Consider the following 26,575-nt stretch of genomic DNA (forward strand, 5'->3'; position numbering starts at 1 on the left):
GCTATACGTCGCACATCCCCTTGATTATCAGCAGTGGCGCGGTCTTTGAGAATCGAGTGGGTGTCCGGGTCTTCTTTAAAATTGCTGGCTAATGCTTCGATGGCTATACGTCGCACATCCCCATCATTATCAGCAGTGCTTAGGTCTTTGAGAAACGAGCGGGTGTCCGGGTCATCTTTGAAATTGCTGGCTAATGCTTGGATGACTACATCTCGTACATACTCTTCATTATCAGCAATGGCACGGTCTTTGAGCCAGTGTAAGGTATCGCTGTTATCTTTCCAAATCATGGCGACTGTTGCAACTGCTTGAGTGCGAATTTCCTGAACTAGCTCAGTTTCTTCTTCATCTTCATAAGGTTCGTAATAGTACCAGAGGTCATATTTAGTTAAGTCTTTTAGCTTATCAAGCAATTTATTAGCCACTGACGCAATTATCGAGCGATTTCTCACTTCTGCAAGACAGTTAGCCGCTAAAAACAAGTTGATAAATTTTTCCTCCTCGCCATCTTGCACCATTAAGTAATCAAGAATTTCACCAACGAATTTTGGCTCAATCATTCCCGCAATTAACAGCAACACCTCATGCCAAATTTCATCTTGCCAGTGTTTGCCAAAAACTTCAGTTTTGAGATTCTCAATTGTAATACTGCGTTCCTTCTCAAACTGCCAGACAAACTCCCAAGCACAGAAATATTCTAAAAAAGTCCGATGCACAAAGGCATAGTAATCTGCACCCAAAAAACATAAAATAAAGTTGCGAGTCCGCAGTTGATTAATCATCACCCGCGCAACTTCTCTAGCTTGAGTGATTTCTAGACTTTTGAAATAGTCAGTCAAAATCTTCTCTAAATTACCTACACTAATCAAATTGCCAGCCAAACCTTTATCGCCCGTTTGCATATGATAGGCAACCTGACGCAACATCGCTTGCTTATCTTTATAATCAATAATTTTAGGATCTAACCTCTTATCTTCTTGCAAAGCACGTTCCACATCCCATTGATGCAGCAATACCCGCGATGCTTGATTATAAAGTTCGGCTCTATCTCTTGGCAATTCCTGATTCCGATTCAGAATCGCCATCATCGTCAACAACAGAGGATTTCCTGCTAGTTCTGCAATAGATTGTGAAGTCTTAATCCCTATTTGCAGCCGTTCCCGTTTTCTAACTTTATCCGCTATATCGATAAAAGTTAACTCATGCCAGCGGTAAATAAAATCCTGAATTTGTTCTGGTTCTAAATCTTGCAATATAAAGTGGTGAAACTCAGCATCTCGCAAACGTTGCGGTTTGTAGCCAATCACGCGAGAAGTGACAATCACCTGCACATCACGATATTCATTAGTGAAGCGATGAATATCAGTAATTACATCTTCTCGTTGAGCAGGATCAAATACCTCATCCAAACCATCGAACATCACCAAAGCCTTACCACTCTTTAGCTGTTCGTGTAGTTGATGTTGGTTGAGGTGAGAAATCGCACCACTACATTTATGAAAAAATTCTAGAAAACTATGACACTCTTTATCCTCCCGCCGCCGCATATAAGTGCGTAACTCAATCAGCACAGGAATCGGTAGAGAAAAAGAATTATTCAGAGGACTCCTAGCCCAATTTAATGCCAAGTATTTTAATAAAGTAGATTTCCCTGAACCAGGGTCGCCCAGAATCACGATATATTTATTAGTCTGCTGCTCATTTACAATATCCACTATAGAACGTTTCGGTTGTTCTAAATAAACTCGTTTGTAGCGCTCTAATTCTTCTAACTCAACTTCTGCTTCCAGTTCGTTAGTTTCTCGCAATCTTCGGAGATGTTCTTTCGGCAGCTCGTGAATTCGGGGAATAACTTGGTGAATTTCGCGGACATTTTGTGCTATGAATATATCCCAGACTTTGAGTTTATCTCGATAATCATAGGTACTCGTATCTAAGCTGTCTAAATTAAGATTGCTATAGGTTTCTTTAATAGCTTCTTGGTATCTTTCCAAATCAAAATCAGGAATAATCCCGGCTATCTCTGTTGTCTTGTATCGGATTTTGTCTAAATTTTGGGAATTCAGAATCTCTCGCAGTTCAGGAACTCCTATAATAATCTCTTTAACCGTTTGCAGATATTTCCTGGCAATCCGTTTCCAGTTAAAATCATCCGGTAACGGGTATGAAGCATTAAGTTCATACCAAATTGTTTCTAATTTCTTGGTATCTATGGTTTGACAGTCATCTTTAAAAGCAGTTCCCAAAATTGCTTTGACTTCTGGATGCTTCAGAAATTTATTTAACGGCTGCTCATACTTTTTGATTTCATCTTCAGCAAGTTCACTATCATCTAAATCCTGCTGCATGAGTTGCAAAAATTCTGTTACAGCCATGACAACAGCTTTCTCCAGGGGTTCTCGCTTAAAAGGCGCGGTTACAGCATTATTAAAGATATTTTTGAAAAAATCTTTAGCGTAGTCCTTGAGTAAATCCTTGACAAACTCTTCGCTGATAATAGTTTTGACAAGAAATCCAACCGCTTTTTGACCTATCCAAAGAGTGAACCACTCAATTATCATACTCACGCCTGCTAAGTGCTTGACTACGAGTATATACACTAGCTTGAGGAATATTTCCAGATTTCTGAGTCTTCTAAGTTAAGAGCGATGCTAGCTGAAGATTTGTTAAAAATAACTAATAACTGTGAATTGATATTAGGAGTAGTTTTATGGTTCTACAAGTTAACCCTATCCAAAAAGAACCAATTGTTACTTGGGAAGCACTTCCAGCCGACTTCATTTTACCTGACGATCCAGTGGAAAATATTCAACAACCTGCGATCGCTGCTGCGCTTACCGATGCTTTGGGAAGCACAGGACGCATCCAACCCCAGATGCTGATTGGCTCTAATTTTGGACTTGTAGCCACAGTCAACAAAAAAATCGTTGTCAAAGCCCCTGACTGGTTTTATGTCCCTCAAGTGCAACCTGTAGCCGCAAATGTAATTCGTCGCAGCTATACCCCAAATTTAGAAGGCGCTGCTGTGGCTGTGGTGATGGAATTTCTTTCAGACACAGAAGGTGGAGAACTATCAGTTCGCTCAACTCCACCCTACGGTAAACTCTATTATTACGAAAAGATTCTCCAAGTTCCAACCTACGTAACCTACGATCCTTATGAACCAAGCATAGAACTACGCTGCTTGCAAAATGGACAATATACTTTGCAGCAAGCAGACGCTAATGGACGTTACTGGATTCCTGAGTTAGAGTTATTTCTCGGAATTTGGCAAGGTGAAAGATTATGCCAAACCATGAATTGGCTGCGGTGGTGGGATACAGAAGGAAATTTGCTGTTGTGGAGCAGCGAACAAGCCCAACAGGAACACCAACGCGCTGAACAAGAACGCCAACGCGCTGAACAAGAACGCCAACGTGCTGAACAAGAACACCAACGTGCTGAACAAGAACGCCAACGCGCTGATATATTAGCAGCTAAGTTACGTGAGCTAGGTATTGACCCTGATGCGACGCCGATAGCGTAGCGGTAGCGAGTCCGCGAGCGTCATAGCCCGTTGTAGACATAGCATAACCTCAAGGGATGCTGGGAATAATAATTTTGGGACATCAGCACCAAAATTCTATGAAACAGCAAAAAAATCAGTTCAGCCATCTCACTGCGATCGAAAGAAGTTATCTGTCATTTCCTGCACAGTTTTTATTAAATCAAAACCTTTTCCAAGGCAAAATACTAGACTTTGGTTGTGGCTTTGGTAATGATGTTAAAATATTGCGCCAAAAAGGTTGTGATATTACAGGCTATGACCCCTATTATTTTCCACAATATCCTGATAATAAATTTGATACCATAATTTGCTTCTATGTTTTAAATGTTTTATTTACTGAAGAACAAACTAATGTTCTTATGGAAATATCACACTTATTAAAACCAGGAGGCAAAGCTTATTATGCTGTAAGAAGGGATCTGAAAAAAGAAGGATTTCGAGAACATTATGTTCATAAAAAACCTACTTATCAATGTATTGTCAAACTTCCCTTTGCTTCAGTTTGCTTAGATGAGCATCGAGAATTATATGAGTATGTTCACTATAATCATCAGCAAAATTCATCTAATTATTGCATCTTCTGTAATCCTCATAAAAGTCTAAAATTATTAACTGAATCAGCAACTGCTTATGCTATTTTTGATGGTTATCCTATAAGTAAAGGACATATTTTGATTATTCCTAAACGTCATGTTAGCAGTTATTTTGAACTACCATTGAAAGAGCAATCTGCTTGCTGGCTTATGGTGAACAAAGTACAAGAAATTCTCAAAACAGAATTTGAACCTGATGGTTTTAATATAGGAATGAATATTAACAGAGCCGCCGGTCAAAATATTATGCACACCAGTATTCATATCATCCCTCGTTACAAAGGTGATACTGTCTCTACTAAAAGTGGAATCAGGAACGTTATTCCTAAAAAGCAATAGTTTTTTTCCTGACAGTTTTTAGTAGCAAACCCAGATATATAGCAAATACATAAATTTGAAAAACCTGATTTTTCAGTCTTGTTGAAAATATTGCAAAATATTTCAGTTAACGTGAGTTCGATGGGTTACATGGTGTTGGCCTAATTAGTCTAATAAAAAACTTCTAAGAGGTTTTACTATGCAAAATCTGTCCCTCTCCGACGGGCGAGAGAAACTTGAACTTTAATTCAAGACAGGGAGAGGTTCGTCGAACTCACGTTCAATTAACCCAGATTATCTGGATCTATTCCCAGCGCTCTTAATTTTTCTGTCAATTGTTGCACCTTTTGTTCTGCAACTTCAGCGCGTTGTGCTTCTTGTTGAGCGCGTTGTGCTTCTTGTTGAGCGCGTTGTGCTTCTTGTTGAGCGCGTTGTGTTTCTTGTTGAGCGCGTTGTGTTTCTTGTTGAGCACGTTGTGTTTCTTGTTGAGCGCGTTGTGTTTCTTGTTGAGCGCGTTGTGTTTCTTGTTTTATTTGTTCTGCGGGCGTGAGATACCGTTGTCCTTGTTCACCATACCAATACATCCATTCCCGCGTTACACCGCAATAATTTCCCCTTTCGCAACCAATTCCCAGCCCAATTTCTGGTAGCCAAACGGGGTTTCCCTCTTGCAATTCATATTTACCATTAACTAACTTATGCACTTCCAAATGCGGTTTGCGACGGCGACGGGAGGAATAAATCACGTAGTAAAGTACACCCAAAGCCGCATATTCATCCAATTTAGTAGTGTATTCCTTGCGATAATTTTGGGAAACTACTTCTAGCACGAAAATCGGTACAACATTTTCATCCCACAGCACATAACTAGGACGCAACTCTTCATCATAAAACCGCTCTACCCCTAAGCTTAAAAACCCATCTGGCACAATCGGTGGTTTATCCGGGTGATAATAAATACCCATATCTATCCCAAATAACCAGTCCATACGTTCTGCCCAGAGTATCAGCAGGATCGCCTTCAGCAAGCCTGGTATTAATTCTTGCAGTTCATTATCCACAGGCGTTTCATCAGAGTCGGGTAATTCCTCGGCTGAAGGCAAGTACCTTGGTAAGTTGTAGTGTAACATGGCTGGTTTCCCCAAAAATCAAAGGATATTTGGCTCTATTTGGCTCACCAGAATTATAGCGATTTCTTTGCTAGCGATATCTACGACGGGCTGTGACACTCTAATACTCGCTCTAAGCGTTGGTACAACCTCTCGTAGAGAAGGCTTTACGCAACTCTACAAGACACTGTTCGCTTTCGCTACCAGTGACGCACGGACATTAACTATGTCATTAGTTTACTACTATATATTTAAGTAATTTACTAATACTAATTGGCAGCTTTTAGCTACTAGACAATCTTAAGTCTGCGGCAATCATGAGCAACAAAATTTATTTGATTACCTAAATTCTAACTGTCACAATCCGATTATCTTGATGATGCAATGCTTTGCTTTGACTAAGGGATACTACTTGTGGTAATGAGAAACAGCCAAGATTCGACAGATATAATAGTTGCTGGCTGGTTTTTTGGTTGTGCAGAGCATTGCCTCAGCTAAAGTTGCAGCCCAGTCAATAATACAGGCGTTTCTATCCTACCAAGGAAGTTGCTTAACCCGAGAAAATTTTGGTAACTCTTAACTATTAATAAATATATAAGTGCTTAGTGCTATTCATGCTTTATATTTAGCGACAGGGTGGCGCAAACAGCCACTCATGTTCAAATACTTAGGAGGCAGTACCCACCGGAAGCAACTCACGCTTCGATACTATCAGCACGGAGCGTAAGAAGGTTAAGTTGATATTAAAACGAATAATTTTTGCTGAATTGCGACAGATAAAGACTAAACTAAAAAGTCTTGTGCAGCAAAACCTGTAGCTTTAAATGAAATAATCATGTCTAAGGTTCTTGTCTCAGATTCTATTGACCAAGCTGGAATTGACATTCTTTCTCAAGTTGCTACCGTTGATGTCAAAATAGGTCTAAAACCAGCCGAACTGCTCCAAATTATTGGTGAGTATGACGCGCTGATGATTCGCTCTAGTACACGCGTCACCCAAGAAATTATTGAAGCCGGCACGCAGCTAAAAATCATCGGTCGTGCTGGTGTGGGTGTGGATAATGTGGATGTTCCTGCTGCCACACGCCGGGGAATTGTGGTAGTCAATTCTCCAGAGGGAAATACAATTGCCGCCGCAGAACATGCGCTAGCGATGATTTTGGCCTTGTCTCGCCACATCCCCGATGCTAACGCTTCGGTGAAACGCGGTGCGTGGGATCGCAATAGCTTTGTCGGCGCGGAAGTCTACAAAAAAACTCTCGGCGTTGTTGGTTTGGGTAAAATTGGCTCCCATGTTGCCACTGTAGCTAAGACAATGGGGATGAAACTCCTAGCTTATGACCCTTTTATTTCTACAGACCGAGCCGAACAACTTGGCTGTCAGCTAGTGGAGCTAGATTTACTCTTCCAGCAAGCAGACTATATTACCCTACACATCCCTAAAACCCCAGAAACCACCCACTTAATCAATGCCACAACCCTGGCAAAGATGAAACCCACAACCCGGATTATCAACTGCGCTCGTGGTGGGATCATTGATGAAGTAGCTTTAGCAGCAGCTCTGAAAGCGGGTAAAATCGGGGGTGCAGCCTTGGATGTGTTCGAGTCAGAACCACTGGGTGAATCTGAATTGCGATCGCTAGGCAAAGAAATCATCCTCACCCCCCATTTGGGAGCCTCCACCGCGGAAGCTCAAGTAAATGTGGCTATTGATGTTGCCGAACAAATTCGGGATGTACTTTTAGGACTACCAGCACGTTCAGCCGTCAACATTCCCGGACTCGGCCCCGATGTGTTGGAAGAACTCAAACCCTACATGCAACTAGCAGAAACTCTAGGTAATCTGGTGGGACAACTAGCTGGCGGACGGGTGGAAGTACTCAATATTCGACTGCAAGGGGAACTCGCGACCAACAAAAGTCAGCCTTTGGTAGTAGCTGCCCTGAAAGGATTACTTTACCAAGCTTTGCGGGAACGGGTAAATTACGTAAATGCCAGCATAGAAGCTAAAGAACGCGGAATTCGGGTGATTGAAACCCGCGATGCTTCCATTAGAGACTATGCCGGAACGCTTCATCTAGAAGCCACGGGTACTTTAGGGACTCATTCTGTCACAGGCGCTTTGTTGGGTGAGCGGGAAATTCACCTGACTGATGTTGATGGTTTCCCGATTAACGTCCCACCCAGCAAATATATGTTGTTTACCCTGCACCGCGATATGCCGGGGATTATCGGCAAACTCGGTTCTTTACTCGGCAGTTTTAATGTGAATATTGCCAGTATGCAAGTAGGTCGTAAAATCGTCCGTGGTGATGCGGTAATGGCTCTGAGTATAGATGACCCCTTACCTGAGGGTATTTTGGATGAGATTATAAAAGTCCCTGGTATTCGGGACGCGTATACAGTAACACTTTAATTTTGGATTTCGGATTTTGGATTTTGGATTGGTAATGGCTAATTGCTCATTGTTTTTCGCATTGGTCATTATCCGTTACCTAGTCCCCAATCTAAAATCTAAAATCTAAAATCTAAAATTATATGGCAAACACCTGGTGGGAACTACAGATTTTATGTGAGCCAGACCTAGAAGATTCTATCTTTTGGCGACTGGAAGATTTTGGCTGCCGTGGTACAGCTAGTGAAAACAAAGGAAATTCATCTTTAGTTAGGGCTTATCTACCGACGATTCAAACGCAGCTACTAGATTTGGCAGCGCTATCGCTGTGGCTGCGTCAAGATGCCCTCTGTGTGGGACTTTCATCTCCCTCCCTGCAATGGCAGTTGATTGATGAGGAAGATTGGGCGACTAGCTGGAAACAATATTGGCATCCGCAGGAAATAGGCGATCGCTTCCTAATTAACCCCGCTTGGCTACCATTACCAGAAACAACGGAACGGTTAGTGATTCGTCTTGACCCAGGTGTAGCATTTGGTACGGGCAACCATGCCACCACTCAGCTATGTTTGGAATCCTTGGAAATGCGGCTGAGTGGAGTTCCTCAGTCGTTTGTGGGTACTAGTGGCAAACATGAACATCTAGTAATTGCGGATATTGGCTGTGGTTCTGGTATCCTTTCCATTGGGGCACTGCTACTGGGGGCAGAGAAAGTTTATGCAGTAGATACTGACCCTTTGGCGGTGCAATCAACTATCAGTAATGGTGCCCTGAACGACATTAGTCCAGAACGTTTACTACCAGCACTGGGAAGTGTAGACGTTTTGACAAAACTAGTTGAAAAACCAGTGGACGGTATTGTATGCAATATTTTGGCTAATGTGATTATTGAATTGGTTCCAGAAATGAGTGCGATCGCCAAACCTGAAACTTGGGCTATCTTCAGTGGTATTTTACTAGAACAATCAAAAGCTGTTGCTGACGCTTTAGAAGAAAATGGTTGGATCGTTGCTACCCTGTGGAAACGAAAAGAATGGTGTTGCTTGAATGTACGGCGTTCTTAACCCAATGAATACTAGTACGCTACGGCGTAAATAAAGCAACCATTTAAAATCCCTAAAAAGCCCATTCCATAATACTTTTGACTTTTGACTTTTGATTTTTGACTTCCGCCTTGCGGTACTAGTACACTGTGGCGTCAGTTTGCCTACCTTTAAGACGTTGTGATTACCTACATTTTTGTCACAGTCAAAGTATCGCACCACTGTAGAAATTGGTATATTTGGGAAACTAAAATACTTTGTGAATAACCTTGGTCGCTTTTTTACAACAATATGAGTGCTGTAATAAGTAAAATTCAGTTTTGATTTGCCAAAAATGGAAACAACACTAGTGGTTTTGATTCTCTAATCAGAGAACTAGAAAACGACAAAACTAGTACTGTGATCTCAAACAAGCAAAGTCAATAATTATGAATAAAAGTTGGGTTTTGGCAGTTGATCATTTAAAGCCCAGTTTCCTATATCTTGGATTTTGTAATCTACTGGATCATGGAGAGTGAACGTGCGGAGATTACGCCAATACCGGTCAAAGCCATATTTTGCATTAGTAGCGCGTGCACCCATAACTTCAAAGATGCGGTTGGTGATGTCTAAACCGACTCTAGTGGCAACGACTTTGGCAGTAGCGACCAAAATCGCACATTCTCCCCGTTGTTCTGCGGTAAGTGACCATTCTTGCTCCCAAGCTGCTTGGAGTAGTTCTCCCGCCTGTTCAGTTAAATATGTGGCTGCTTGGAGATCAACCCATATTTTGCCAAAGTGCTGGAGGATGTAAGGATCTTTGGTAGCACTCTCTACACCTGATGTCAGCCAAGGTTTTGTATTAGTGCAAGTATATGTTTTAGCAGCTTCAAATGCTCCTTGTGCAATTCCCAGGTAGATATTAGCAAGATTCAATTGAGTTAAGCACGCACGAATAGTGGTGAAGGGTTGACTGGGTTTGTCTCTACTACCAAGAATTTCGTCAGGGTACACCAACACATTCTCAAAAGTCACACTACCACTGTCTGTTTGACGTTGCCCTATATTATTCCAATCATGATTAACAGTAACACCTTGCCGTTGGGTAGGAATTACCAGAATACTCAATTCACCATTTTCTTGATGAGTGGCAGTGATTGGTAATATATCTGAGTCTTGAGAACCAGAGCAAAAGCTTTTGATGCCGTTGAGACGGAAATAATCATTTTCCGGTGTCAGAGTAGTTCTTTTATCCAAAGGGTTGAGGGCATTGCACCAAAACCAATTGTTGCGAATAGTTTCTGAGTAATACCGCTGTTTTTGCTCTGCCGAACCAAAGATATAAGGAATTACTACACCTAGATGGTGGTAAGAAAAGACGTGAGCAATGGAGCTATCAACTTTGGCAAACTCACGGGTAATTTGCAGAACGGTAATCCAGCTTTGCCCTAAACCACCGTACTCTGTGGGTACAATCAGCTTCAGCAAGTTGCTTTGGCGCAAGCGATCGCGTTCATGTTTTGGTGTTCCCCCTTTTGCATCCCGCTCTACAGCAGTCTTTGCAAATTCTTTTGCTAAAGACTTAGCTAGATCAATATAATTTTGAGACTCTTTGGTTTCGATTAATTGCATATCTTGCAACTTCTCCTGCTAACCTTTTGTGAGGAGCAACTATAAATTTGTCTGGAAAAACTTTCAATCTACAGTGTTTTGATAAAACTACCGTACTATAGAGATATAATTGCATAGTTTAACTAATAAAGCAAGTTCAAATTAAATTAATTTTGCTAAAGCTATAGGTTGTTAGTGCTGGATCAAAAAATATTTGGTTGAGAGTAAAACAGAAAAACAAGTATATTAAAAAAAATATGATAATTTACTTGTTTTTTCAGACTATATATGCAATATTAATAAATTAAATCCATTAATCTACTTTAACTAGATAAGTAAACAGTAGATAGTAAGTAATGGGCAAAAAAATCAGATTTCTGTCTAAAGTTTAAATATTTTTTACAGATAGATATTCCCTTAGCAAATAGATCAGCTTAAACAGGGATTATTTTGTTGTAAAAAATTTTCTACATTGAAATATGGGGATTAGAATGCCAGGTATTAACTGATATATCTGGAAGCATAGCGATATTAATGAAAACTTTTGAGTATTAGACTAATTCAACATTTCTCAGGGCTAGTCATAAATTTTTAGCTTAACAAGTCACTGAAATGTCTGATGGCTTTCACTAAATTTTCCCTATCAAAAATATGAGGAGTGATAGAAATGTTCAATCGTTCATTTCATAATTTATGCATTGAATCGATGATTTTGGGGGCTACTTTGCTAGCCAGCACATCAGCTTATGCTGAAGACAGGAATTTAGTGGCTGTGACTGGGACTCAAACAAATATACCAACTGCGATCGCGCATTTGGCGTCAGGCATCACCAAGCGCGTCCTAGACCCCAACCAAACTCCACGTTTCGGAGATAATTTTTCGGAAACAACCATTGTACAAACGCCTGAAATTCCTGTAATCAATAGTGATACAAGTGTCCAAAACACAAACAGTATGTCTCAGGTAACATCTGTATCTCAGTTTTCAGATGTGCAGCCAACTGATTGGGCGGTTCTTGCACTCCAGTCTTTAGTTGAGCGTTATGGATGTATTGCGGGGTATCCAAATAGCACTTATCGGGGAAACCGCGCCATCACTCGCTATGAATTTGCAGCAGGCTTAAATGCTTGTTTATCTCGCATCAACGAGCTAATTGCAACAGCTACATCTGACTTAGTTACCAAAGAAGACTTAACTAGTTTACAAAGACTGCAAGAAGAATTTGCCTCTGAATTAGCAACTCTACGGGGTCGCGTTGATAGTTTAGAAGCTCGGACTGCGGAATTAGAAGCAAATCAGTTTTCTACAACAACAAAGCTTTCGGCGGAAGCCATTTTTGTGATTACGAATGCCTTCCAAGGCTCAGTTAATGGTGATAACACAGTTTTTCAAGATAGAGTTCGCCTCGTTTTCCAAACTAGTTTTACAGGTAAAGACAATCTATATACTCGTCTAAGTACTGGAAACACTACTATTTTGCAGCTTCCTGGTGGTTCAACCGAAGGTTTGCAAACCTTCAATCTTGCTCCTGGTAACAACAACCTGTCCCTAGATTGGCTCTCTTACTATTTCCCAGTTGGCAACAAAATCGATGCTTATATAGGAGCCGTGAACGGAGTACTTTATGATTTTGTTCCTACTCTGAGTCCCTATCTTGAGAGTGCCTCAGGAGGTGGTCGTGCTTTGACAGAATTTGCTTCCTCTAGTCCTATCTACCGTATTGGTGGTGGTGCAGGTGGGGGATTCAATTATCGATTCAGTGACCAATTGGTATTGAGCTTGGGTTACTTAGCAGGAGATCATGCCAGTCCTCAGCCAGACAGAGGTTTTTTTAATGGTCAATATAGCGCATTTGGACAAATAGCATGGAACCCCAACAAGAACTCTGGGATTGGTTTGACCTATGTAAATGCCTACCAAAATCGGGGAGCAATATTTGACTTGGGTAGTGGTTTTCCACTTGTGGGAACAGAACAAGCCAATACTCCATTTGAGCGGATGATTACCAACTCCTACGGAGTAGAAGCTTTCTATAAATTTAGTCCTCGATTTGCAGTCAATGGGTTCTTTGGCTACACTAATGCCAAGAATTTGGCAGGTAGTGGTAGTGCAGATATTTGGTACTATGCTCTGGGATTGGCATTCCCAGATTTAGGTAAACAAGGCAACCTTGGTGGTGTTCTTGTGGGTGCAGAACCTTATCGGGGTGGCAATCCTGCACCTGCAAACGATTTGTCCTTACATATTGAAGGCTTTTACAAGTATCGGCTTACAGATAACATTGCCATCACCCCTGGCGTAATTTGGATTACAGCTCCTGCTCAAAACAATGACAATGAGGATGCGGTAATTGGCACTGTAAGGACAACCTTCACCTTTTAGTTAATCAGCAAAGGTGCAAAGAATAATTCATCGAAAGTCGGCGAGTTTTTTATCCTCCTAATCAGCAATGCAGATATGAAAGCTAAAAAACTCTCCCACTGCTAATACCATTTCACTTTAATAATGATACAAATACGTTGGTAAGGGCATGGCATTGCCATGCCCCTACAAGAAATCTATCTGTATCAGGGTTTTCGTGAATTGGTATAAGAGGATAGAGGGAGCAGAGACGAATGGCACTAAGTTAAGACGTAGCCCTAATTTATTAAACTAGCAACAGATGCAACTATGCCTTTTGTGGGCTGTGATAGCTCTGTGAAAGGCCACATATTGAATTGTCAAACAAATCCAAAATCCAAAATTGAGTCACATCCAATAGAGAATGGGACAATTACAGCCAAGGATGGCGTGGGGGGTAGACACCATTGAGGAAGTAGTTGCCAACAGCGTAGTACTTCCAGCGCACGGGATCGTGGAGTGTGTGAGCGCGGGCATTTCGCCAGTGGCGATTGTAGTTGAATTGCTCCAATGTGGACTTAGTACCTGCTAGTTCAAACAACTTGTTGGTAGCTAGTAGTGATGCTTCGGTGGCTAAGGCTTTGGCTTCAGCAACTGCGATCGATGCTTCAACTACCTTGGGTTCTTCTAAACCTGACTCGTTAGCGATGTCGATAAATTCACCTGCACGTCGCAGCAATGCTTCAGCAGCGTGAACCTGAATTTGTACATTGCCTAAGTTATAGAGCGTCAGCGGGTCTTCGTATCCTTTTTCTAAATTGCTGTCAACCCAAGGGCGGGTATGGTTGCGGACAAAATAGATGGTGTCACGGACTGCGGCTTTGGCAATTCCCACGTCTACGGCGGCTTGGATGATTTGCGCGATCGCACCCATTGGTGTTGCCCTCTCAAAGGCTAAGTAGTGCGGAATCACGTGCTCTGCCTTAACTTTCACATTTTCAATAATGCTAGTGCCGCTGGCAGTGGTACGCTGTCCGAAGCTCGTCCAGTCATCAAGTAGCGTCAATCCTGGGGCATCCCGTTCGACAAATGCCACCACTGTTTTACCATCTGGATTGCTGGCAATGACGGGAACCCAATGTGCCAGTAGTGCCCCAGCAGAGTAGTATTTGCGTCCGTTGAGTACGAAGTCAGATCCATCTGGTTCTAATTTTGTCTGGACATCAGTAACAGACTTAGTGCCAATTTCCGAGAAGGCGTTACCGAACCGCTTGCCTTGTAGAGCCAAATCAAAGAAGAACTTCTTCTGCTCATCTGTGCCATCTAGGCGAACTGCTTCCACCATATAGAGGTGGTTTTGGGGAATTTGACCGAGGCTAGAGTCGGCTTCGGAGATGATTTTAATTACTTCTGCCAGGGTAGCACTTGATACAAAAGCACCACCATACTCTTTCGGGACTGTAATTCCCCACAATCCACTCTGGGAGAACTTTTGCACTTCCTCAACAGGGAGACGCCGATTTTGGTCGCGCTCTGAGTCTCCCTTGGCAAACTCAGCTGCTAGTTCGTGAGCGATCGCGATCGCTTCTTGGTCATCCTGAATAATATGCGCCTTCTGTTCTGTATTAATTATTGATGTCATGCTAAAACTCCTTGATTGTGATTGAGTGACTCATAATCCAATACGGTTCAGTTAAGAGACGCGATAAATCGCCGTCTCTACAAGTGTTTTGGTCTTATCTGAACTGTATTAACTCATAATCGCCACTACTATGAGACAACGCGAAATATTTGTCAGGACTTACGCAATAACTCTGTGAAACTCTTATTCCTTTGTGTCCTTTGCGTCCTTTGCGGTTCGTTTTATCATGATTTTGCGTAAGTCCTGTTTGTATTTGATCAGCACATCCTAGTTGAAGGATGGACATCTTGCCCATCTAATGTTGGTGATGGACAAGATAGGCGCTGGTATTTACGATCGCCAATTACTGTTGCTGTAAAAGCGGGTTTAGGCGTTATCTAGAACAGCTTCAATCTAGAAAACCCGCCCCTATAAAGTATATTCCTGTTAATCTAGACCACAACCAACTCATCAGCTGTCCGACGATTAGCTTCTAGTTCGCGTACAATCGGAATTACTGTCTTACCAAATGCTGGAAGATCATCTGTGTAGTGTAAAAAGCCACCGAGAATTAGATCAACTCCCGCTTCATAAAACTGGCGAATCTTGTCAGCTACTTGATCAGCCGTGCCAATTAAGCCTGACTTGAAGCCATCGTTATACTGCACCAAGTCTTCAAAATTGGAATTCGCCCACATTCCCTGACGCTCACGAGTAGAAGATCCCGCCTGTTTCACCGCTTCGCCAAATCCTTTCACCGCCTCTACATCGGCCTGGGCAATAATATCGCGCAATACTTCATGGGCTTCTGCTTCCGTATCTCGCACAATGATAAAGGAATTCAGACCAAACTTAATTTTGCGTCCTTCAAGACTCGCTAATGCAGACACTTCTTCAATCTGCTCTCGTACCCCTTCTATGGTGTTGCCATTCATGAAATACCAATCAGAGACGCGGCCAGCCATGCGCCGCGCTGCTTTCGAGTTACCACCTTGAAATATCTCCGGGTGTGGATTCTGATTAATTGGTTTAGGCTTCACCCAACCGCCGTTAATGCGGTAAAAGTCGCCCTTAAAATGAAACTCATCCTCAGTCCACAAACCTTTGAGAACGCGGATAAATTCCTCTGAACGACGATAGCGTTCGTCATGGTCTAACCAATGTTCACCATATATAGTGAATTCATCTTTGAACCAACCGCTAACTACATTCAGAGCGAACCGACCGTTAGAGAGAAAATCAATACTGGCACCCATTTTGGCAACTACTCCCGGATGCCACAATCCAGGGTGAACTGCTGCAATTAGCTTCAATTTCTTGGTGACTGGAGCTAGGGCTGATACAGTTGTTAATGCCTCTAACTGGTACTCAGCGCCATAGCTGGCGATAAATCTAGCTTGTGCTAAAGCATATTCAAATCCAACTTCTTCAGCCGTCTGAGCTAGTTGAGCATTATATTCATAAGTCCAATCTGTCCGTTGGGGAATTTTACTAACAACTAACCCCCCGCTGACGTTGGGAATCCAGTATGCGAACTTAATATCTACCATAATTGTGCGTTTGTAATTGAAACTGCTTGGTTATTTGTCTAAATTTGCTTATGATGCAACAAAGCCTAATTTGCGATCGCTAACAAATCAGCTAAAATTTGAGCCGACAAAATTTTAATCAAAATTTAAAGCTTGAGAGCGGCTGGAAACTACTCTGAGTTTACAAGTAGACAATTTCAGGTTCTGATGGTCGTAATATACCATAACCCGACTGAACTACTGTAGTTTTTAATGGATCAGACTGTATCACGATAATTTCTCCGATGTCGTGACTCAATATACTTAAATTCCATTTCCATATTCCAAAATGGAATACTGCCAATTTTGCTAAGTGTTTAATTATTACAGGACTTACGCAAAATCATGATGAAACGAACCGCAAAGGACGCAAAGGACACAAAGGAATAAGAGTTTCAGAGAGTTCTTGCGTAAGTCCTATATTATTTGATATTTGCTGGTTATCAGCCTGATTCTGTCAGAGCAAATTAGGAATCAGGACTCAACAAAGTATCAATACTATTCCATATCGTGATAGGCAACTGATTTTCATGTGTCATCTGCAACTATACACAGCAGAAATAAATGTGGTAGTGTGAACTACTAAACAACGGTAAAAAGATATAAGTACCGTATTTTAGTTGATGTCTCGTAGAAAAAGGCACAGGAAAAAATTTATGCCACTTCAGTTTGGAATTTGGTCGCCTGTCTGTGGTGGATGGTTGCGAGTTGTCAACCATGAGGCTAATTTATCCACGCAAGATTTGGTAAAGCTAGCAGTTCAGGCAGATGAGTTAGGTTATCACTTCTATTACATTCCTGAACATTACTTGAATGCAGTTCATGGCCCTAACTATAATGTGACTGACGCCTGGACTACAGCAGCTTTAACAAGTTTGAATACCAAAAATATCAAGATTGTTGCGGCTGTACAACCTGGTTTTAAACTACCTGCGGTCGTTGCCAAGCTGAGTGCAGACATTCAAAATCAACTCAGCAATGGTAGATTTGCTCTGAGTGGTATTGCAGGTTGGTGGAAATTAGAAGTAGAAAGCTATGGAGATATCTGGCTACCCCACAGCGATCGCTATGCACGATTAGAAGAGTATATTGATGTAATCAAGGGGCTGTGGACAGTTGAAGCTTTTAATTACGTTGGTAAATACTACACGATCGCAGGTGGTATTCTTTCAGATAAGCCTACACCAACACCACCCATTTTCATTGCTGGTGAATCAGACCGGGCGATTGACCTAGCGGCTCGTCAGGGAGATTATTTATTTATCAATGCTGATCATCCTGAAAAAACGGCAGCATTGGTGGAGAAAGTGAAAAGATTGGCTAGCGATCACTACGGTCGTCAGATTAAAGTGGCAATGAGTGCGTTTGCGATCGTTCGTGAAAATACCGCCCAAGCCGAAGCCAGATTAGAGGCGATTTATCGTTCTGTGGATCAGCAGCAGATCAAATACTTTCAAGAGCAAATCGATCCTAACGTAATTGCCCACAACAAACTCGATATCAGTCAAACTATTGAAGCCAATCTAGGTTTATCTGCTCAACTCGTTGGCGATCACTATACTGTTATTCAACGCCTGAAAGAATACGAAGCAGTTGGCGTTGACTTAATAGTACTCAAATTTGAATCTATGTTGGAAGACACTATTCGCTTCCATAAACTAGTGATTTCCGAATATACACAGCAGAACAGCTTAATTGCCTTGTAATTAAAAATCTTGCTTTACCTAGTATGAATAAGATTAAACTCGAAGATATTACCCTAAACCACATCAAAATTTTAAAAGCAGTAGATGACTGTGGTAGCTTCTCTAAAGCAGGACAAAAACTAGGGTATAGTCAGGCACTAATTAGTAAAAAAGTCAAGCAAATAGAGGATTATTTCGGAGTAATTCTTTTAAATCGCTCTCCTGGCTCTATATGCTTGACTAATAAAGGGAAGAAATTGATTTCCCAGACACTTAATGTAGTAGAAACTGTAGAAAATCTGCAAGAAGAATTTCAGACAACATTTAGCACTGAAGGTGAAGATTTGATATTAGGGGCTACTAGTTTAATTTTAGAAGTCTGGCTCAAAGAATATTTACAGCGATTTCTGCTTTGTTTTCCAGGGAGAAATATTAAAGAGATTGTGGTTCAAAATAGCATATTTTTCTCAAATTCTCAACTCATAGAGATGGATCTCTTGCTCAATAGTTGCTCTGGATATAAGGAAGAACACCACTGTACTAGATTAACAACTCATAAAATGCTGCTTGTTTCCTTTGGGGCAAATAAGCATCTCAATCAGCATAGCTTAATTAAAATCAATGATATTGATCTAGCTGATATTGTGCTTTTAGATGCGGTTCATCATGAACTATCTAAAAATGAGTTTTTGATAAATAAATTAAGTAATGCAAAGGTGCTACATAGTTATCCAGATGTACTCAAATATGCTTCAGAAAATCAAAAATTAACGATTCTACCTGACTTTTGTCAAGCTGATATAATATCTAAATACAAAGCATTAACTCTGACGATTCAAGATGTTAATGAATATGGCATTTATCTTCATGTTCCTCGCTTTAGTGAGTTGCTGATATCCGCAGAGAGTTTGGTGAGAAGTTTTAGACTTGATCGGGATAACTTGGAAAGTTTGCCTAATGTGAATCTAATTTTAGGTAGCTGTTCTTCCAAAGAAGAAAATATTTTGAGGATAGGTATTCAGAGGGATTCTATCGGACAGTTTATTGCTGGGTATGGGACTAAATATATTTCTGATTTACAAAGAGCATCGTCATCACTTGAACAACCCATTTTCAAAAATATTGAAATTAATCGAGATTTCGAGTTACAAATTCTGCCGTTCGCCTCTGGGGAAGAAATGAATCGACAGATGAAACGGGGAGAACTGGATATTTGTATTTTAGATGACATTTCTCTATTGAATAATGGTAGCCAATTCTTTGATGATTTAAGTTTTGGTTCTAAATTAATTGGGATTGCTTCCTATAATCTTTTGGGTGAGGATATTAACATTATTCTGCCTAAAGATTCTTCTATAAACACTGTTCAGGAGCTTCAAGGGAAACGAATTTCCACCTTGTTTGGTTCAAATGCTCACAGGTTCATCATTAATTTATTTGACCTCTATGATATGGATGTCAGTAAAGATTGCAGATTAGTAAATGAAGATCCTCGGAAGGCAAGTAAGAGTTTAGCAAATAAAACTATAGATGCTTACGTGTGTTGTCATACTTTTGCCTCAGTTTTAGAAGGATATGCTTTTGTCAGAAAGCTGCCTTTATCTCAGACAGTTAGTTTAAGAATTCCATCAATCAGAGGAATTGTCTGTCGCTCACAATTCATTAAAGAAAACCCTAAAATTGTCGTTGCTTATTTACATGATTTAGTAGTTGCTAACCATTGGTTTAATTCATCTCCAATGAATGCGGCAGATTTATTAACGAAAGTGACTGATGTGAGAAAAACTCAAGTAAATCAGTTTTTTAATCCTGTCTTTGGGAACCGCATCGATCCGACCCTCAAACCTCAATGGTCTTGGTTACTGAAAACTTTAAATCGCAGGTTGGAAGGGAAATATGGCATTTCCCTATTTGATGTAGATTTTTGGATAGATGATTATTTCTTGAGACTTGTCTACAATCTGCTGAATCTAGATTATCATTTTCATCAAGTTTCTTTTGCCAGTGAATTTTCTAGCAGCTATTTTGTCGAGGAACAGTTTAGCCGACACATGAAAGTTCTCTATAATAAATACGATCTGTTGCTACAAGATTCAATGGCGATCGCTCCCCAGTCAAAGCCAAACCAGTAATTTTCTGTAATTATGCCCCAATCAATAGCTTTGGCAGCATAGTAACGCTTTTCTAACTCAAATTTTTCAGCTACAGACTTACTACCCAAATCTTTAGTTAGCTTAAATGTTCGTGCTTTCTGGACTATCGTTTTGCCTTGCTTAACAGAAAGCATAAAATCCGTTGTTAAAACACGGGGAGTATTACTTTGCGGATCTTTGGGATAGTTAATACCTATTTCCTCTGCAATACTCATTGCTAAGTCAAGGTCAATTAGAGGAAACTGCTCTCTTATATCTACAATCGTATCTGACCACTCGAAGACGTAAAACAGCCGCTTCTCGTTATCAGAAAGCAGATGATGTTCTCGGTTTGTTTTCCAACCTGGAGGTCTAGAAACGCGACCCTTTGAGAGAAAATCCTAAATCTTTATCCAAGGTTGATAGTCTTTCCTACTACCCTGACCACGGCCTTCCTTCAAGTAACGCTCAAACTTGGCTTGCGTCCAATCTTGCTTGCTTCTAGCCATAAAAACTCCTGTAGATGCTCAGATACGCACCCACAGGATAAATTGTATAACTTTTTTATTTGTTATACGACTTTATTATTCCTCCACAACTCCACAATGGTATATATTTATACTATTCTACAGTGACACTTTTAGCAAGGTTACGAGGCTGATCTACATCCAAACCGCGAAGGGCGGCAATATGATAAGCCAATAATTGCAAAGGAACCACTGTCAGAATCGGAGAAAGTAATTCTTCTACATGAGAAACAGGAAGCAGATCGTTAAAGATTTCCCCAGCTTCGCCATCTTTAATTGGAGTCACGCCAATTAAGCGAGAATCTCTGGCTTTTGCTTCTTGAGCATTGGAAATAACTTTTTCATATACACTACCAGGTATTGCGATCGCAACTACTGGTACTTTCGCATCTAATAGAGCGATCGGGCCATGTTTCATCTCTCCAGCCGGATACCCTTCGGCGTGAATGTAGCTGATTTCTTTTAATTTCAACGCCCCTTCCAAAGCAATAGGAAAGTTAATTCCTCTTCCCACAAAAATGAAATCTTTGGTTTCGGCGAATTCGTGGGCTAGCTGTTCAGTTAAACGTTCTTGACTTTCCAAAGTTGCTTCAATTTCTTTGGGAATCTGCCGCAACCCATTAATAATTTTCTCTAATGCATCTTTTGAAACTGTCTGACGACGAGCTGCTAAATCCAATGCCAAAGCATAAAACGCCATCAGTTGGGCAGTAAAAGTTTTTGTCGCTGCTACTCCAATTTCAATTCCCGCTAAAGTACTAATAATATGCGGCACCATATGACCAAGGCTGCTTTCGGGGCGATTGGTAATACCCAGTAGTCGCACTTGATATTTGGGTTCTTTCCCCTGGCGACGTTCTTTTTCCATCGCCAAAGCTGCTAGGGTATCAGCAGTTTCACCTGATTGGGTAACGCCAATGATCAACGTGTTAGCCGTCACGGGTGATGGTGCATAGCGATACTCAGAAGCGTAATGCACCTGAGTTGAAATTCCTGCTAATTGTTCGATTAAATATTTTCCGATTAATGCTGCGTGCCAACTAGTACCACAGGCGACGATCTGAATTTGTTCTAAATCCTTGTATAAATCCGCAGGTAAACCAAGATTGATTGGCGATTCGGTAGATTCGGCTGGATTAAAGTAAGCGTCTAAACTAGCTCTTACTACCCCTGGTTGCTCATGAATTTCTTTGAGCATGAAGTGTTTGAATCCCTGCTTTTCTACCGTTGCAGGATTGAAGTTGAGCAGCCGGGGTTGTTTTTTCAACCTGTCGCCAGCAAAATTGTAAATCTCAACGCCCAAAGGTGTGAGGCGAGCAATTTCGCCATTTTCCAGAGGTAGCACTGCACGGGTGTAGGCAACGATCGCTGGCGTGTCAGATGCACAAAAGAACTCCCCTTGCCCAAAACCAATTACCAAAGGTGCTTGTTGGCGGACAACAATCAATTCATCGGGGTAGTCAGCAGAAATAACTGCGATCGCAAATGCTCCCTGCAAGTGGTTAACGGCTTGGCGAATTGCCTCTAGGAAGCGAGATGAGGGAGATGAAGGGGGAAGATTCTTTAAAAATTCGGCTATGAGATGGGGAATTACTTCTGTATCGGTTTCAGAAAGAAACTGGTGTCCTTTTCCTTTGAGTTCTTCGCGTAACTCGCGGTAGTTTTCGATAATCCCATTTTGCACCACCGCCACTCGCTTTGCCGTATCCATGTGGGGATGGGCGTTGTACTCTTCTGGTTTACCATGAGTTGCCCAGCGTGTGTGACCAATACCAATCTGGGCGGGCGTTTCTATTTGTTCGAGTTTAGAACGCAGGTTATGCAGTTTGCCTTTTGCCCGTACACAATTTACCTCACCTTCCCAAATAGTGGCGATTCCAGCAGAATCGTAGCCCCTGTACTCTAGTTTTTCCAGCCCAGCCAGTAAAATCTCTGTTGCCGCTTGAGTGCCTATATATCCAACGATTCCGCACATTGTTCACACCGCTTTTTTTCAGGATGATTAAATCTAGTATGTATAGTTGGTAGCACAAACTTGACGTTTTGCAAATAAAAAAGGGAGTAAATTACTCCCTCTACCACTAAGTATTGCTAAAGATGCTTGCTATTAAGAAACTTTAAAATTCTTGAGTACTGAGTTCTGAGTTCTGAGTTCTGAGGGCTGAGTGAAGAATCAAGAAATTGTTTTTTTGATTTACTTCTTTTGCCTCAAAACTCAGGACTCAGCGAGAACTCTGTAGCTTGCTTCCCGCAGGGTGGGGAAGCTTTCTTTGATGGTCTGTATCACTGCCGAGAGGCGTAAAGGCTTGCACCTCTCCCTTATATCCAAAGGACACAAGGCAACCGTTCTGGAAAAAACGGTTGGACAGTAGACCCGCATCGCAATCAGAAGTTCGGTGACTCAACACTGAGCTTTTTAGTAAGCTAGACCCATACTGCGAGTTGTTTCAGCGCCCAGGTAAACCCGGATGCTCAAAAAGTCGGTGGGACAAGCGGTTTCGCAGCGCTTACAGCCCACGCAGTCTTCTGTACGGGGTGAAGAGGCAATTTGAGCAGCTTTACAGCCATCCCAAGGAACCATCTCCAGTACATCAGTAGGGCAAGCGCGGACGCATTGGGTGCAGCCAATGCAGGTATCGTAAATTTTTACTGTATGAGACATTGAAAAAACCGCTCCTTTCGAGTGTTCTTCTCTGCGAAAGAATCATAATCAACGCATAGTTTACCGCAGTGGTTGATAGGCCGTAATCAAAAGGCTACATAACTTCAAACAATGTAATGAGCACCCTTGAAAAGTTGTTTTTGCGAGATCGTCCCTATTGCCCGATTAATTAGCAACATCATTGGAGCGTATTTACACCACTCCTATACCATAATGGGGTTTAATCGTAAAGACAAATGAAATAAAAGTCAATCTACAAGACTTAGATGCAGAAGTTATCTATGGTACTTATTGATTGGCAACTATATATAGCAGTCCTAAATCAAACGCGTAGAATTTGAAATTATTGCGACCCCCCTGTAGTCCCCCCAAGGAATCGGGGGGAAGGCGTTAGCGGGGGGTGAATTTTTTTACAACTCATTTAGGATTGCGATCGTAGTCCTAAATCATTCGTGAAAAGTCAGATCACCGACAATTTTTAGGAATTCGGGGATTTGGACACCGCGAATTTGAACAAATCAGATAGGATTGCTCTAGCTGAAACCTAAGGTTTAGAAGTGGGAGCGAACCAAACAGTTATCTTTCCCTGTTTAGTTAACAACATCAACTGTTGGTTTTGGTTTTTAGCATCACTGCTAGTGAGTCTATCAAATCTCGCCTCAAGCAATTCTAAGCGATCGCTCACCGATAACTTGTATATTTGACTTATAAATCTGGCAAACTCATAATTGTTACTTTTACATATCAGAGGATTTCAGAAATTGCAAACTCATCATTTATCGCAGCAATTTCTACTGGAATCCTTGGTTGACTAACTATCAGTTCTAGTTTTTCTTTGTGATTTTGGACATCAGCCAATTTATCTTTTGTATACTCATTTTCTCGGATTTGTCTAGCAATACTTTCTAGCAGCCAAAGTTGTTCTTCCACAGACAAGGCACGGATGGAACGCTCAATTTCTAGTAAATTCGGTGATATCATTTTGCTTCTGATTCCAAGCGGGGCGTATTTTTCAAAGATATTATATTTAGTCTATACTGGTTAACCTAGAGCATCGCAAATCCCTCATTATTTTCTCCATGCCTATCTTTTCACAAATCAAATGAGATTGCTATAAATAATCAGAAGCCAGTTTTATAACTTTTTAATTAGGTATTCCTGCTGAAGCAACATGTACGCTAAACTGACTACATGAATTATGAAACAGCTCGGAAACTCCTCATAGATCAGACAATCACAACCGAGGAAAACCCAGATGCGCTGTTAATGCGTATGAAACAGGGTAAACCGCCGATACCCGGTCAGATCAGCTTAATTTTATTGGCATTGAAAGTGGTCTTTGAAGCCCTCAAAGATGCAAACAGCCTAGACCGGCAACTGGCTTTGACCCTTTATCAGTTAAGCATTAAGGCGCAACAGCTATTTGCCGCAGGGCATAAAGCCGGGATAGATTGGCCACCACTACTGAAGGAAGATTTGCTCCGAATTTCTTTAGCATCTGAAAGTATCTTTTCGGGTATATGGCAAACCCTAGCTTCTGTAGGGTTGGGGAAGTTGTAGAAAGTATGAGCTAGACGTGGTAAGCCAGGCTTTGGACTGAGCCAATGTGCGGCGTCTTCTTCTGTATCTATCCCGATTAACGAATTTGCAGTTCCCTTTCTAACTTGTCTAAGTCAGTTTTGAGCAAAATGGTCATTTGACCAGTAAAAGCTTTGCCAGTCTTGGGTTGGGCGATTTCTACCCAATATACATAGTGATCGCCTACTCGTAATTCTCCCTTTAAAGCTTCCCGAATCGGAGTTTTGGCAAAACGCGCCGAGTTAATTACGCTCTGGTTGGGATACTCATACACTACCTGAGCGCGATCGTAGTCTTGATAAATCTCCAAGCCATAAATCACCCGTAAGGATTCTTGGAGACGCGCAAATGTCATGCCGTTAATGGCATCATACATGGCAGTGCGCTCACTGCGAATTGTGCCACGGTCTTTAGAAAATTCTACCCTACCGGGGGGTAAAACCGACGCTTGAAAAGTGAATCGTTGAGCAGCTGTATCAGTCTTTTGGACAAACAATTGCTCTCCACTCCTGGGGCGGAGTGTAGGATGTGCTTTAATCCAGGTGCCTACTTCCTCTGTACTTTGCCCTGGTAAAGCATTAGCTTGAGAATCAAAAAGCGTTCCCACGCACAGCCAGGGTGCTAGAGAAAAAGGCAAAATCAAAAAGTTAAACAGAGATTTTTTGAGCATTTTGCTATTCAGGACTTTTATGGAAATTTCCCCATTAGGAAGTAACCATAGTTTTCCCGTTTTTCAGCAAGATTATTTCAAGCGTCAACCCAACTTAAGACATTAAGGATCTTATTTATCAACGCTTTATCATAGAAAAAGCCAAGAATGGAATCGTTATGAGCATTACGTTCAGCCCAGAGTAAGAAGAACTAATTCAGGTTTTGCTAGCAACAGGTAGATTTAACAGTGTTGATGAAGTAATTCAAACTGCATTACGCCTTTTAGCGGAAGAGACTCTTTCTTACCAAGGATGGCTCAAGAGTTGTTAGTGAATCGTAGCAATACCCTCAGATGTCATCCCATCAAGTGGGAAGATACCAGTGAGAGCGGATTTGGTTTGCCGAATGAAGAACAATTAGTTGACATACCATATCAGTTTTCCATCTCCTCAAATGAATATGGTAGGGTTCATGGGTTGTTTATTAAGGAGATTTTCTACATTGTTTGGCTAGACCCAGATCATCTGCTGTACCCCGCAAAAAATTAAAGAATCATCGCTACCTTGAGCAGTCTATAAGCGGACATAATGTAAAGCCGTGTCCTATTTGGGGCGAATAAGACACGGTTTCACAGAAGTATTTAGTTATAATATTACAAAAATCAAAGTAAGATTTGATTTATACTAAAGTAATCCATTTACTGAGAGTTGTTTCCGAGTTCATTAACTTTCTCTGTTGTGGGAAAAATTTGGCGATCGTAATTTGTCCTTTCCTGAGTCAAGGCGATCGCACTAAAGAAAATGGCACTTCCTACAGCCAAGGCTACCATAGGACGCTTCAGCAGGACAAAATCTCTGATAATCCTAGCTAAAGGTCGGCTTTGACGACGTAGCGCCGAAGAAATCATCAATTGTCTCCAAGTAAACGGATCACGGACATAATGACCGCTTTGGCAAACTACTAGCCGTTCCTGGCAATAGGGACAGCAAAACAAGCCCATGCGCGTTTTAACTAGTTTTGGTGTAGCATTTCTTTGGCAAATTGGGCAAGTAACATAATGATTATCAAAGGTGTGTATATTCATTTACCTCGTCCGCCTAGTCCATTTACTCGCTCTATAACAATAGTTATATTGAATGCCGATCAATACTTAGCAGACTTCCAAGTATGGTCTGACATCAGGCATAAATCATACATACATTGTATTACTACAAA

21 protein-coding genes are annotated in these 26,575 nt (G+C 41.3%); 10 read left to right on the plus strand and 11 right to left on the minus strand.

Going from position 1 to position 26,575, the window contains the following annotated elements:
• A partial coding sequence (locus Q0541_RS32445) for an NACHT domain-containing protein (RefSeq protein ID WP_298920828.1) occupies positions 1-2,561 on the minus strand: 2,561 nt, incomplete at its 3' end.
• Between the two features lie 149 nt (positions 2,562-2,710).
• On the opposite strand from Q0541_RS32445, the gene Q0541_RS32450 reads away from it, so the two are divergent.
• Positions 2,711-3,526 (plus strand): Uma2 family endonuclease, encoded by an 816-nt coding sequence (locus Q0541_RS32450; RefSeq protein ID WP_298920830.1) that lies wholly within the window; start codon positions 2,711-2,713, stop codon positions 3,524-3,526.
• Positions 3,527-3,624: 98 nt separating this feature from the next.
• The gene (locus tag Q0541_RS32455; RefSeq protein WP_298920832.1) at positions 3,625-4,479 is read left to right on the plus strand and encodes an HIT family protein; all 855 of its coding nucleotides are present in this window, start codon (positions 3,625-3,627) and stop codon (positions 4,477-4,479) included.
• Positions 4,480-4,742: 263 nt separating this feature from the next.
• On the opposite strand, the gene Q0541_RS32460 is transcribed toward Q0541_RS32455, so the two are convergent.
• The gene (locus Q0541_RS32460; RefSeq protein ID WP_298920833.1) at positions 4,743-5,588 is read right to left on the minus strand and encodes a Uma2 family endonuclease; all 846 of its coding nucleotides are present in this window, start codon (positions 5,586-5,588) and stop codon (positions 4,743-4,745) included.
• Positions 5,589-6,402: 814 nt separating this feature from the next.
• Here Q0541_RS32460 and serA point away from each other — a divergent pair.
• A complete protein-coding gene (gene serA, locus Q0541_RS32465) occupies positions 6,403-7,983 on the plus strand; it encodes a phosphoglycerate dehydrogenase (RefSeq protein ID WP_298920836.1) in 1,581 nt (526 codons plus the stop codon).
• Positions 7,984-8,105: 122 nt separating this feature from the next.
• Positions 8,106-9,026, plus strand: a complete 921-nt coding sequence (gene prmA / locus Q0541_RS32470; protein WP_298920839.1) for a 50S ribosomal protein L11 methyltransferase — start codon at positions 8,106-8,108, stop codon at positions 9,024-9,026.
• A 405-nt stretch (positions 9,027-9,431) separates the two neighbouring features.
• Here the strand turns inward: prmA and Q0541_RS32475 are convergent, their stop codons facing one another.
• On the minus strand, positions 9,432-10,616 hold the full coding sequence (locus Q0541_RS32475) for an acyl-CoA dehydrogenase family protein (protein WP_298920841.1): 1,185 nt from the start codon (positions 10,614-10,616) through the stop codon (positions 9,432-9,434).
• A 646-nt stretch (positions 10,617-11,262) separates the two neighbouring features.
• Between Q0541_RS32475 and Q0541_RS32480 the strand changes: the two genes are divergently transcribed.
• Entirely contained in the window at positions 11,263-12,978 is a 1,716-nt protein-coding gene (locus tag Q0541_RS32480; RefSeq protein WP_298920843.1) for an iron uptake porin, read from the plus strand.
• Positions 12,979-13,369: 391 nt separating this feature from the next.
• On the opposite strand, the gene Q0541_RS32485 is transcribed toward Q0541_RS32480, so the two are convergent.
• Positions 13,370-14,578, minus strand: coding sequence for an SfnB family sulfur acquisition oxidoreductase (locus Q0541_RS32485; protein ID WP_298920845.1), 1,209 nt, complete (start codon positions 14,576-14,578; stop codon positions 13,370-13,372).
• Between the two features lie 431 nt (positions 14,579-15,009).
• Positions 15,010-16,107 (minus strand): dimethylsulfone monooxygenase SfnG, encoded by a 1,098-nt coding sequence (sfnG, locus tag Q0541_RS32490; RefSeq protein ID WP_298920847.1) that lies wholly within the window; start codon positions 16,105-16,107, stop codon positions 15,010-15,012.
• A gap of 674 nt (positions 16,108-16,781) precedes the next feature.
• Here sfnG and Q0541_RS32495 point away from each other — a divergent pair.
• The gene (locus Q0541_RS32495; RefSeq protein ID WP_298920849.1) at positions 16,782-17,831 is read left to right on the plus strand and encodes an LLM class flavin-dependent oxidoreductase; all 1,050 of its coding nucleotides are present in this window, start codon (positions 16,782-16,784) and stop codon (positions 17,829-17,831) included.
• A gap of 23 nt (positions 17,832-17,854) precedes the next feature.
• Positions 17,855-19,942 carry a LysR family transcriptional regulator gene (locus Q0541_RS32500; RefSeq protein WP_298920851.1) on the plus strand — a complete coding sequence of 696 codons (2,088 nt, stop codon included), beginning with the start codon at positions 17,855-17,857 and terminating at the stop codon, positions 19,940-19,942.
• Here the strand turns inward: Q0541_RS32500 and Q0541_RS32505 are convergent.
• The 4 genes from Q0541_RS32505 to Q0541_RS32520 all read right to left on the minus strand — a co-directional run bounded on the left by Q0541_RS32505 (position 19,873) and on the right by Q0541_RS32520 (position 24,112).
• Positions 19,873-20,280, minus strand: coding sequence for a TnsA endonuclease N-terminal domain-containing protein (locus tag Q0541_RS32505; protein ID WP_366941958.1), 408 nt, complete (start codon positions 20,278-20,280; stop codon positions 19,873-19,875). The two genes, Q0541_RS32500 and Q0541_RS32505, sit on opposite strands and share 70 nt — an antisense overlap.
• 283 nt (positions 20,281-20,563) lie before the next feature.
• Positions 20,564-22,444 (minus strand): glutamine--fructose-6-phosphate transaminase (isomerizing), encoded by a 1,881-nt coding sequence (gene glmS / locus Q0541_RS32510; RefSeq protein WP_298920853.1) that lies wholly within the window; start codon positions 22,442-22,444, stop codon positions 20,564-20,566.
• Positions 22,445-22,885: 441 nt separating this feature from the next.
• The gene (psaC, locus tag Q0541_RS32515) at positions 22,886-23,131 is read right to left on the minus strand and encodes a photosystem I iron-sulfur center protein PsaC (protein WP_012411495.1); all 246 of its coding nucleotides are present in this window, start codon (positions 23,129-23,131) and stop codon (positions 22,886-22,888) included.
• 744 nt (positions 23,132-23,875) lie between these two features.
• Positions 23,876-24,112: a hypothetical protein gene (locus Q0541_RS32520; protein WP_298920860.1), complete on the minus strand. Its 237-nt coding sequence runs from the start codon at positions 24,110-24,112 to the stop codon at positions 23,876-23,878.
• 210 nt (positions 24,113-24,322) lie between these two features.
• Here Q0541_RS32520 and Q0541_RS32525 point away from each other — a divergent pair, with 210 nt between their 5' ends.
• On the plus strand, positions 24,323-24,691 hold the full coding sequence (locus Q0541_RS32525; RefSeq protein WP_298920862.1) for a Dethiobiotin synthetase: 369 nt from the start codon (positions 24,323-24,325) through the stop codon (positions 24,689-24,691).
• Positions 24,692-24,767: 76 nt separating this feature from the next.
• Here the strand turns inward: Q0541_RS32525 and Q0541_RS32530 are convergent, their stop codons facing one another.
• Positions 24,768-25,379, minus strand: coding sequence for a hypothetical protein (locus tag Q0541_RS32530; RefSeq protein WP_298920864.1), 612 nt, complete (start codon positions 25,377-25,379; stop codon positions 24,768-24,770).
• Between the two features lie 203 nt (positions 25,380-25,582).
• Between Q0541_RS32530 and Q0541_RS34675 the strand changes: the two genes are divergently transcribed.
• Positions 25,583-25,690 (plus strand): hypothetical protein, encoded by a 108-nt coding sequence (locus Q0541_RS34675; RefSeq protein ID WP_366941956.1) that lies wholly within the window; start codon positions 25,583-25,585, stop codon positions 25,688-25,690.
• On the plus strand, positions 25,672-25,908 hold the full coding sequence (locus tag Q0541_RS32535) for a hypothetical protein (protein WP_298920867.1): 237 nt from the start codon (positions 25,672-25,674) through the stop codon (positions 25,906-25,908). The genes Q0541_RS34675 and Q0541_RS32535 overlap by 19 nt, the downstream gene beginning before the upstream one ends.
• 149 nt (positions 25,909-26,057) lie before the next feature.
• Here Q0541_RS32535 and Q0541_RS32540 read toward each other — a convergent pair whose 3' ends face one another.
• On the minus strand, positions 26,058-26,444 hold the full coding sequence (locus Q0541_RS32540; RefSeq protein ID WP_298920869.1) for a hypothetical protein: 387 nt from the start codon (positions 26,442-26,444) through the stop codon (positions 26,058-26,060).
• Between the last annotated feature and the right edge of the window lie 131 nt (positions 26,445-26,575).

It is taken from the genome of uncultured Nostoc sp. (genome assembly GCF_937863485.1).
Taxonomy (GTDB): Bacteria; Cyanobacteriota; Cyanobacteriia; order Cyanobacteriales; family Nostocaceae; genus Nostoc.

Excerpts from the sequence above, each read along its gene's own strand:
- Q0541_RS32450 (WP_298920830.1), top strand. The coding sequence starts at position 2,711 with ATGGTTCTACAAGTTAACCCTATCCAAAAAGAACCAATTGTTACTTGG.
- Q0541_RS32455 (WP_298920832.1), top strand. The coding sequence starts at position 3,625 with ATGAAACAGCAAAAAAATCAGTTCAGCCATCTCACTGCGATCGAAAGA.
- Q0541_RS32460 (WP_298920833.1), bottom strand. The coding sequence starts at position 5,588 with ATGTTACACTACAACTTACCAAGGTACTTGCCTTCAGCCGAGGAATTA.
- serA (WP_298920836.1), top strand. The coding sequence starts at position 6,403 with ATGTCTAAGGTTCTTGTCTCAGATTCTATTGACCAAGCTGGAATTGAC.
- prmA (WP_298920839.1), top strand. The coding sequence starts at position 8,106 with ATGGCAAACACCTGGTGGGAACTACAGATTTTATGTGAGCCAGACCTA.
- Q0541_RS32475 (WP_298920841.1), bottom strand. The coding sequence starts at position 10,616 with ATGCAATTAATCGAAACCAAAGAGTCTCAAAATTATATTGATCTAGCT.
- Q0541_RS32480 (WP_298920843.1), top strand. The coding sequence starts at position 11,263 with ATGTTCAATCGTTCATTTCATAATTTATGCATTGAATCGATGATTTTG.
- Q0541_RS32485 (WP_298920845.1), bottom strand. The coding sequence starts at position 14,578 with ATGACATCAATAATTAATACAGAACAGAAGGCGCATATTATTCAGGAT.
- sfnG (WP_298920847.1), bottom strand. The coding sequence starts at position 16,107 with ATGGTAGATATTAAGTTCGCATACTGGATTCCCAACGTCAGCGGGGGG.
- Q0541_RS32495 (WP_298920849.1), top strand. The coding sequence starts at position 16,782 with ATGCCACTTCAGTTTGGAATTTGGTCGCCTGTCTGTGGTGGATGGTTG.
- Q0541_RS32500 (WP_298920851.1), top strand. The coding sequence starts at position 17,855 with ATGAATAAGATTAAACTCGAAGATATTACCCTAAACCACATCAAAATT.
- glmS (WP_298920853.1), bottom strand. The coding sequence starts at position 22,444 with ATGTGCGGAATCGTTGGATATATAGGCACTCAAGCGGCAACAGAGATT.
- psaC (WP_012411495.1), bottom strand. The coding sequence starts at position 23,131 with ATGTCTCATACAGTAAAAATTTACGATACCTGCATTGGCTGCACCCAA.
- Q0541_RS32520 (WP_298920860.1), bottom strand. The coding sequence starts at position 24,112 with ATGATATCACCGAATTTACTAGAAATTGAGCGTTCCATCCGTGCCTTG.
- Q0541_RS32525 (WP_298920862.1), top strand. The coding sequence starts at position 24,323 with ATGAATTATGAAACAGCTCGGAAACTCCTCATAGATCAGACAATCACA.
- Q0541_RS32530 (WP_298920864.1), bottom strand. The coding sequence starts at position 25,379 with ATGCTCAAAAAATCTCTGTTTAACTTTTTGATTTTGCCTTTTTCTCTA.
- Q0541_RS32535 (WP_298920867.1), top strand. The coding sequence starts at position 25,672 with ATGGCTCAAGAGTTGTTAGTGAATCGTAGCAATACCCTCAGATGTCAT.
- Q0541_RS32540 (WP_298920869.1), bottom strand. The coding sequence starts at position 26,444 with ATGAATATACACACCTTTGATAATCATTATGTTACTTGCCCAATTTGC.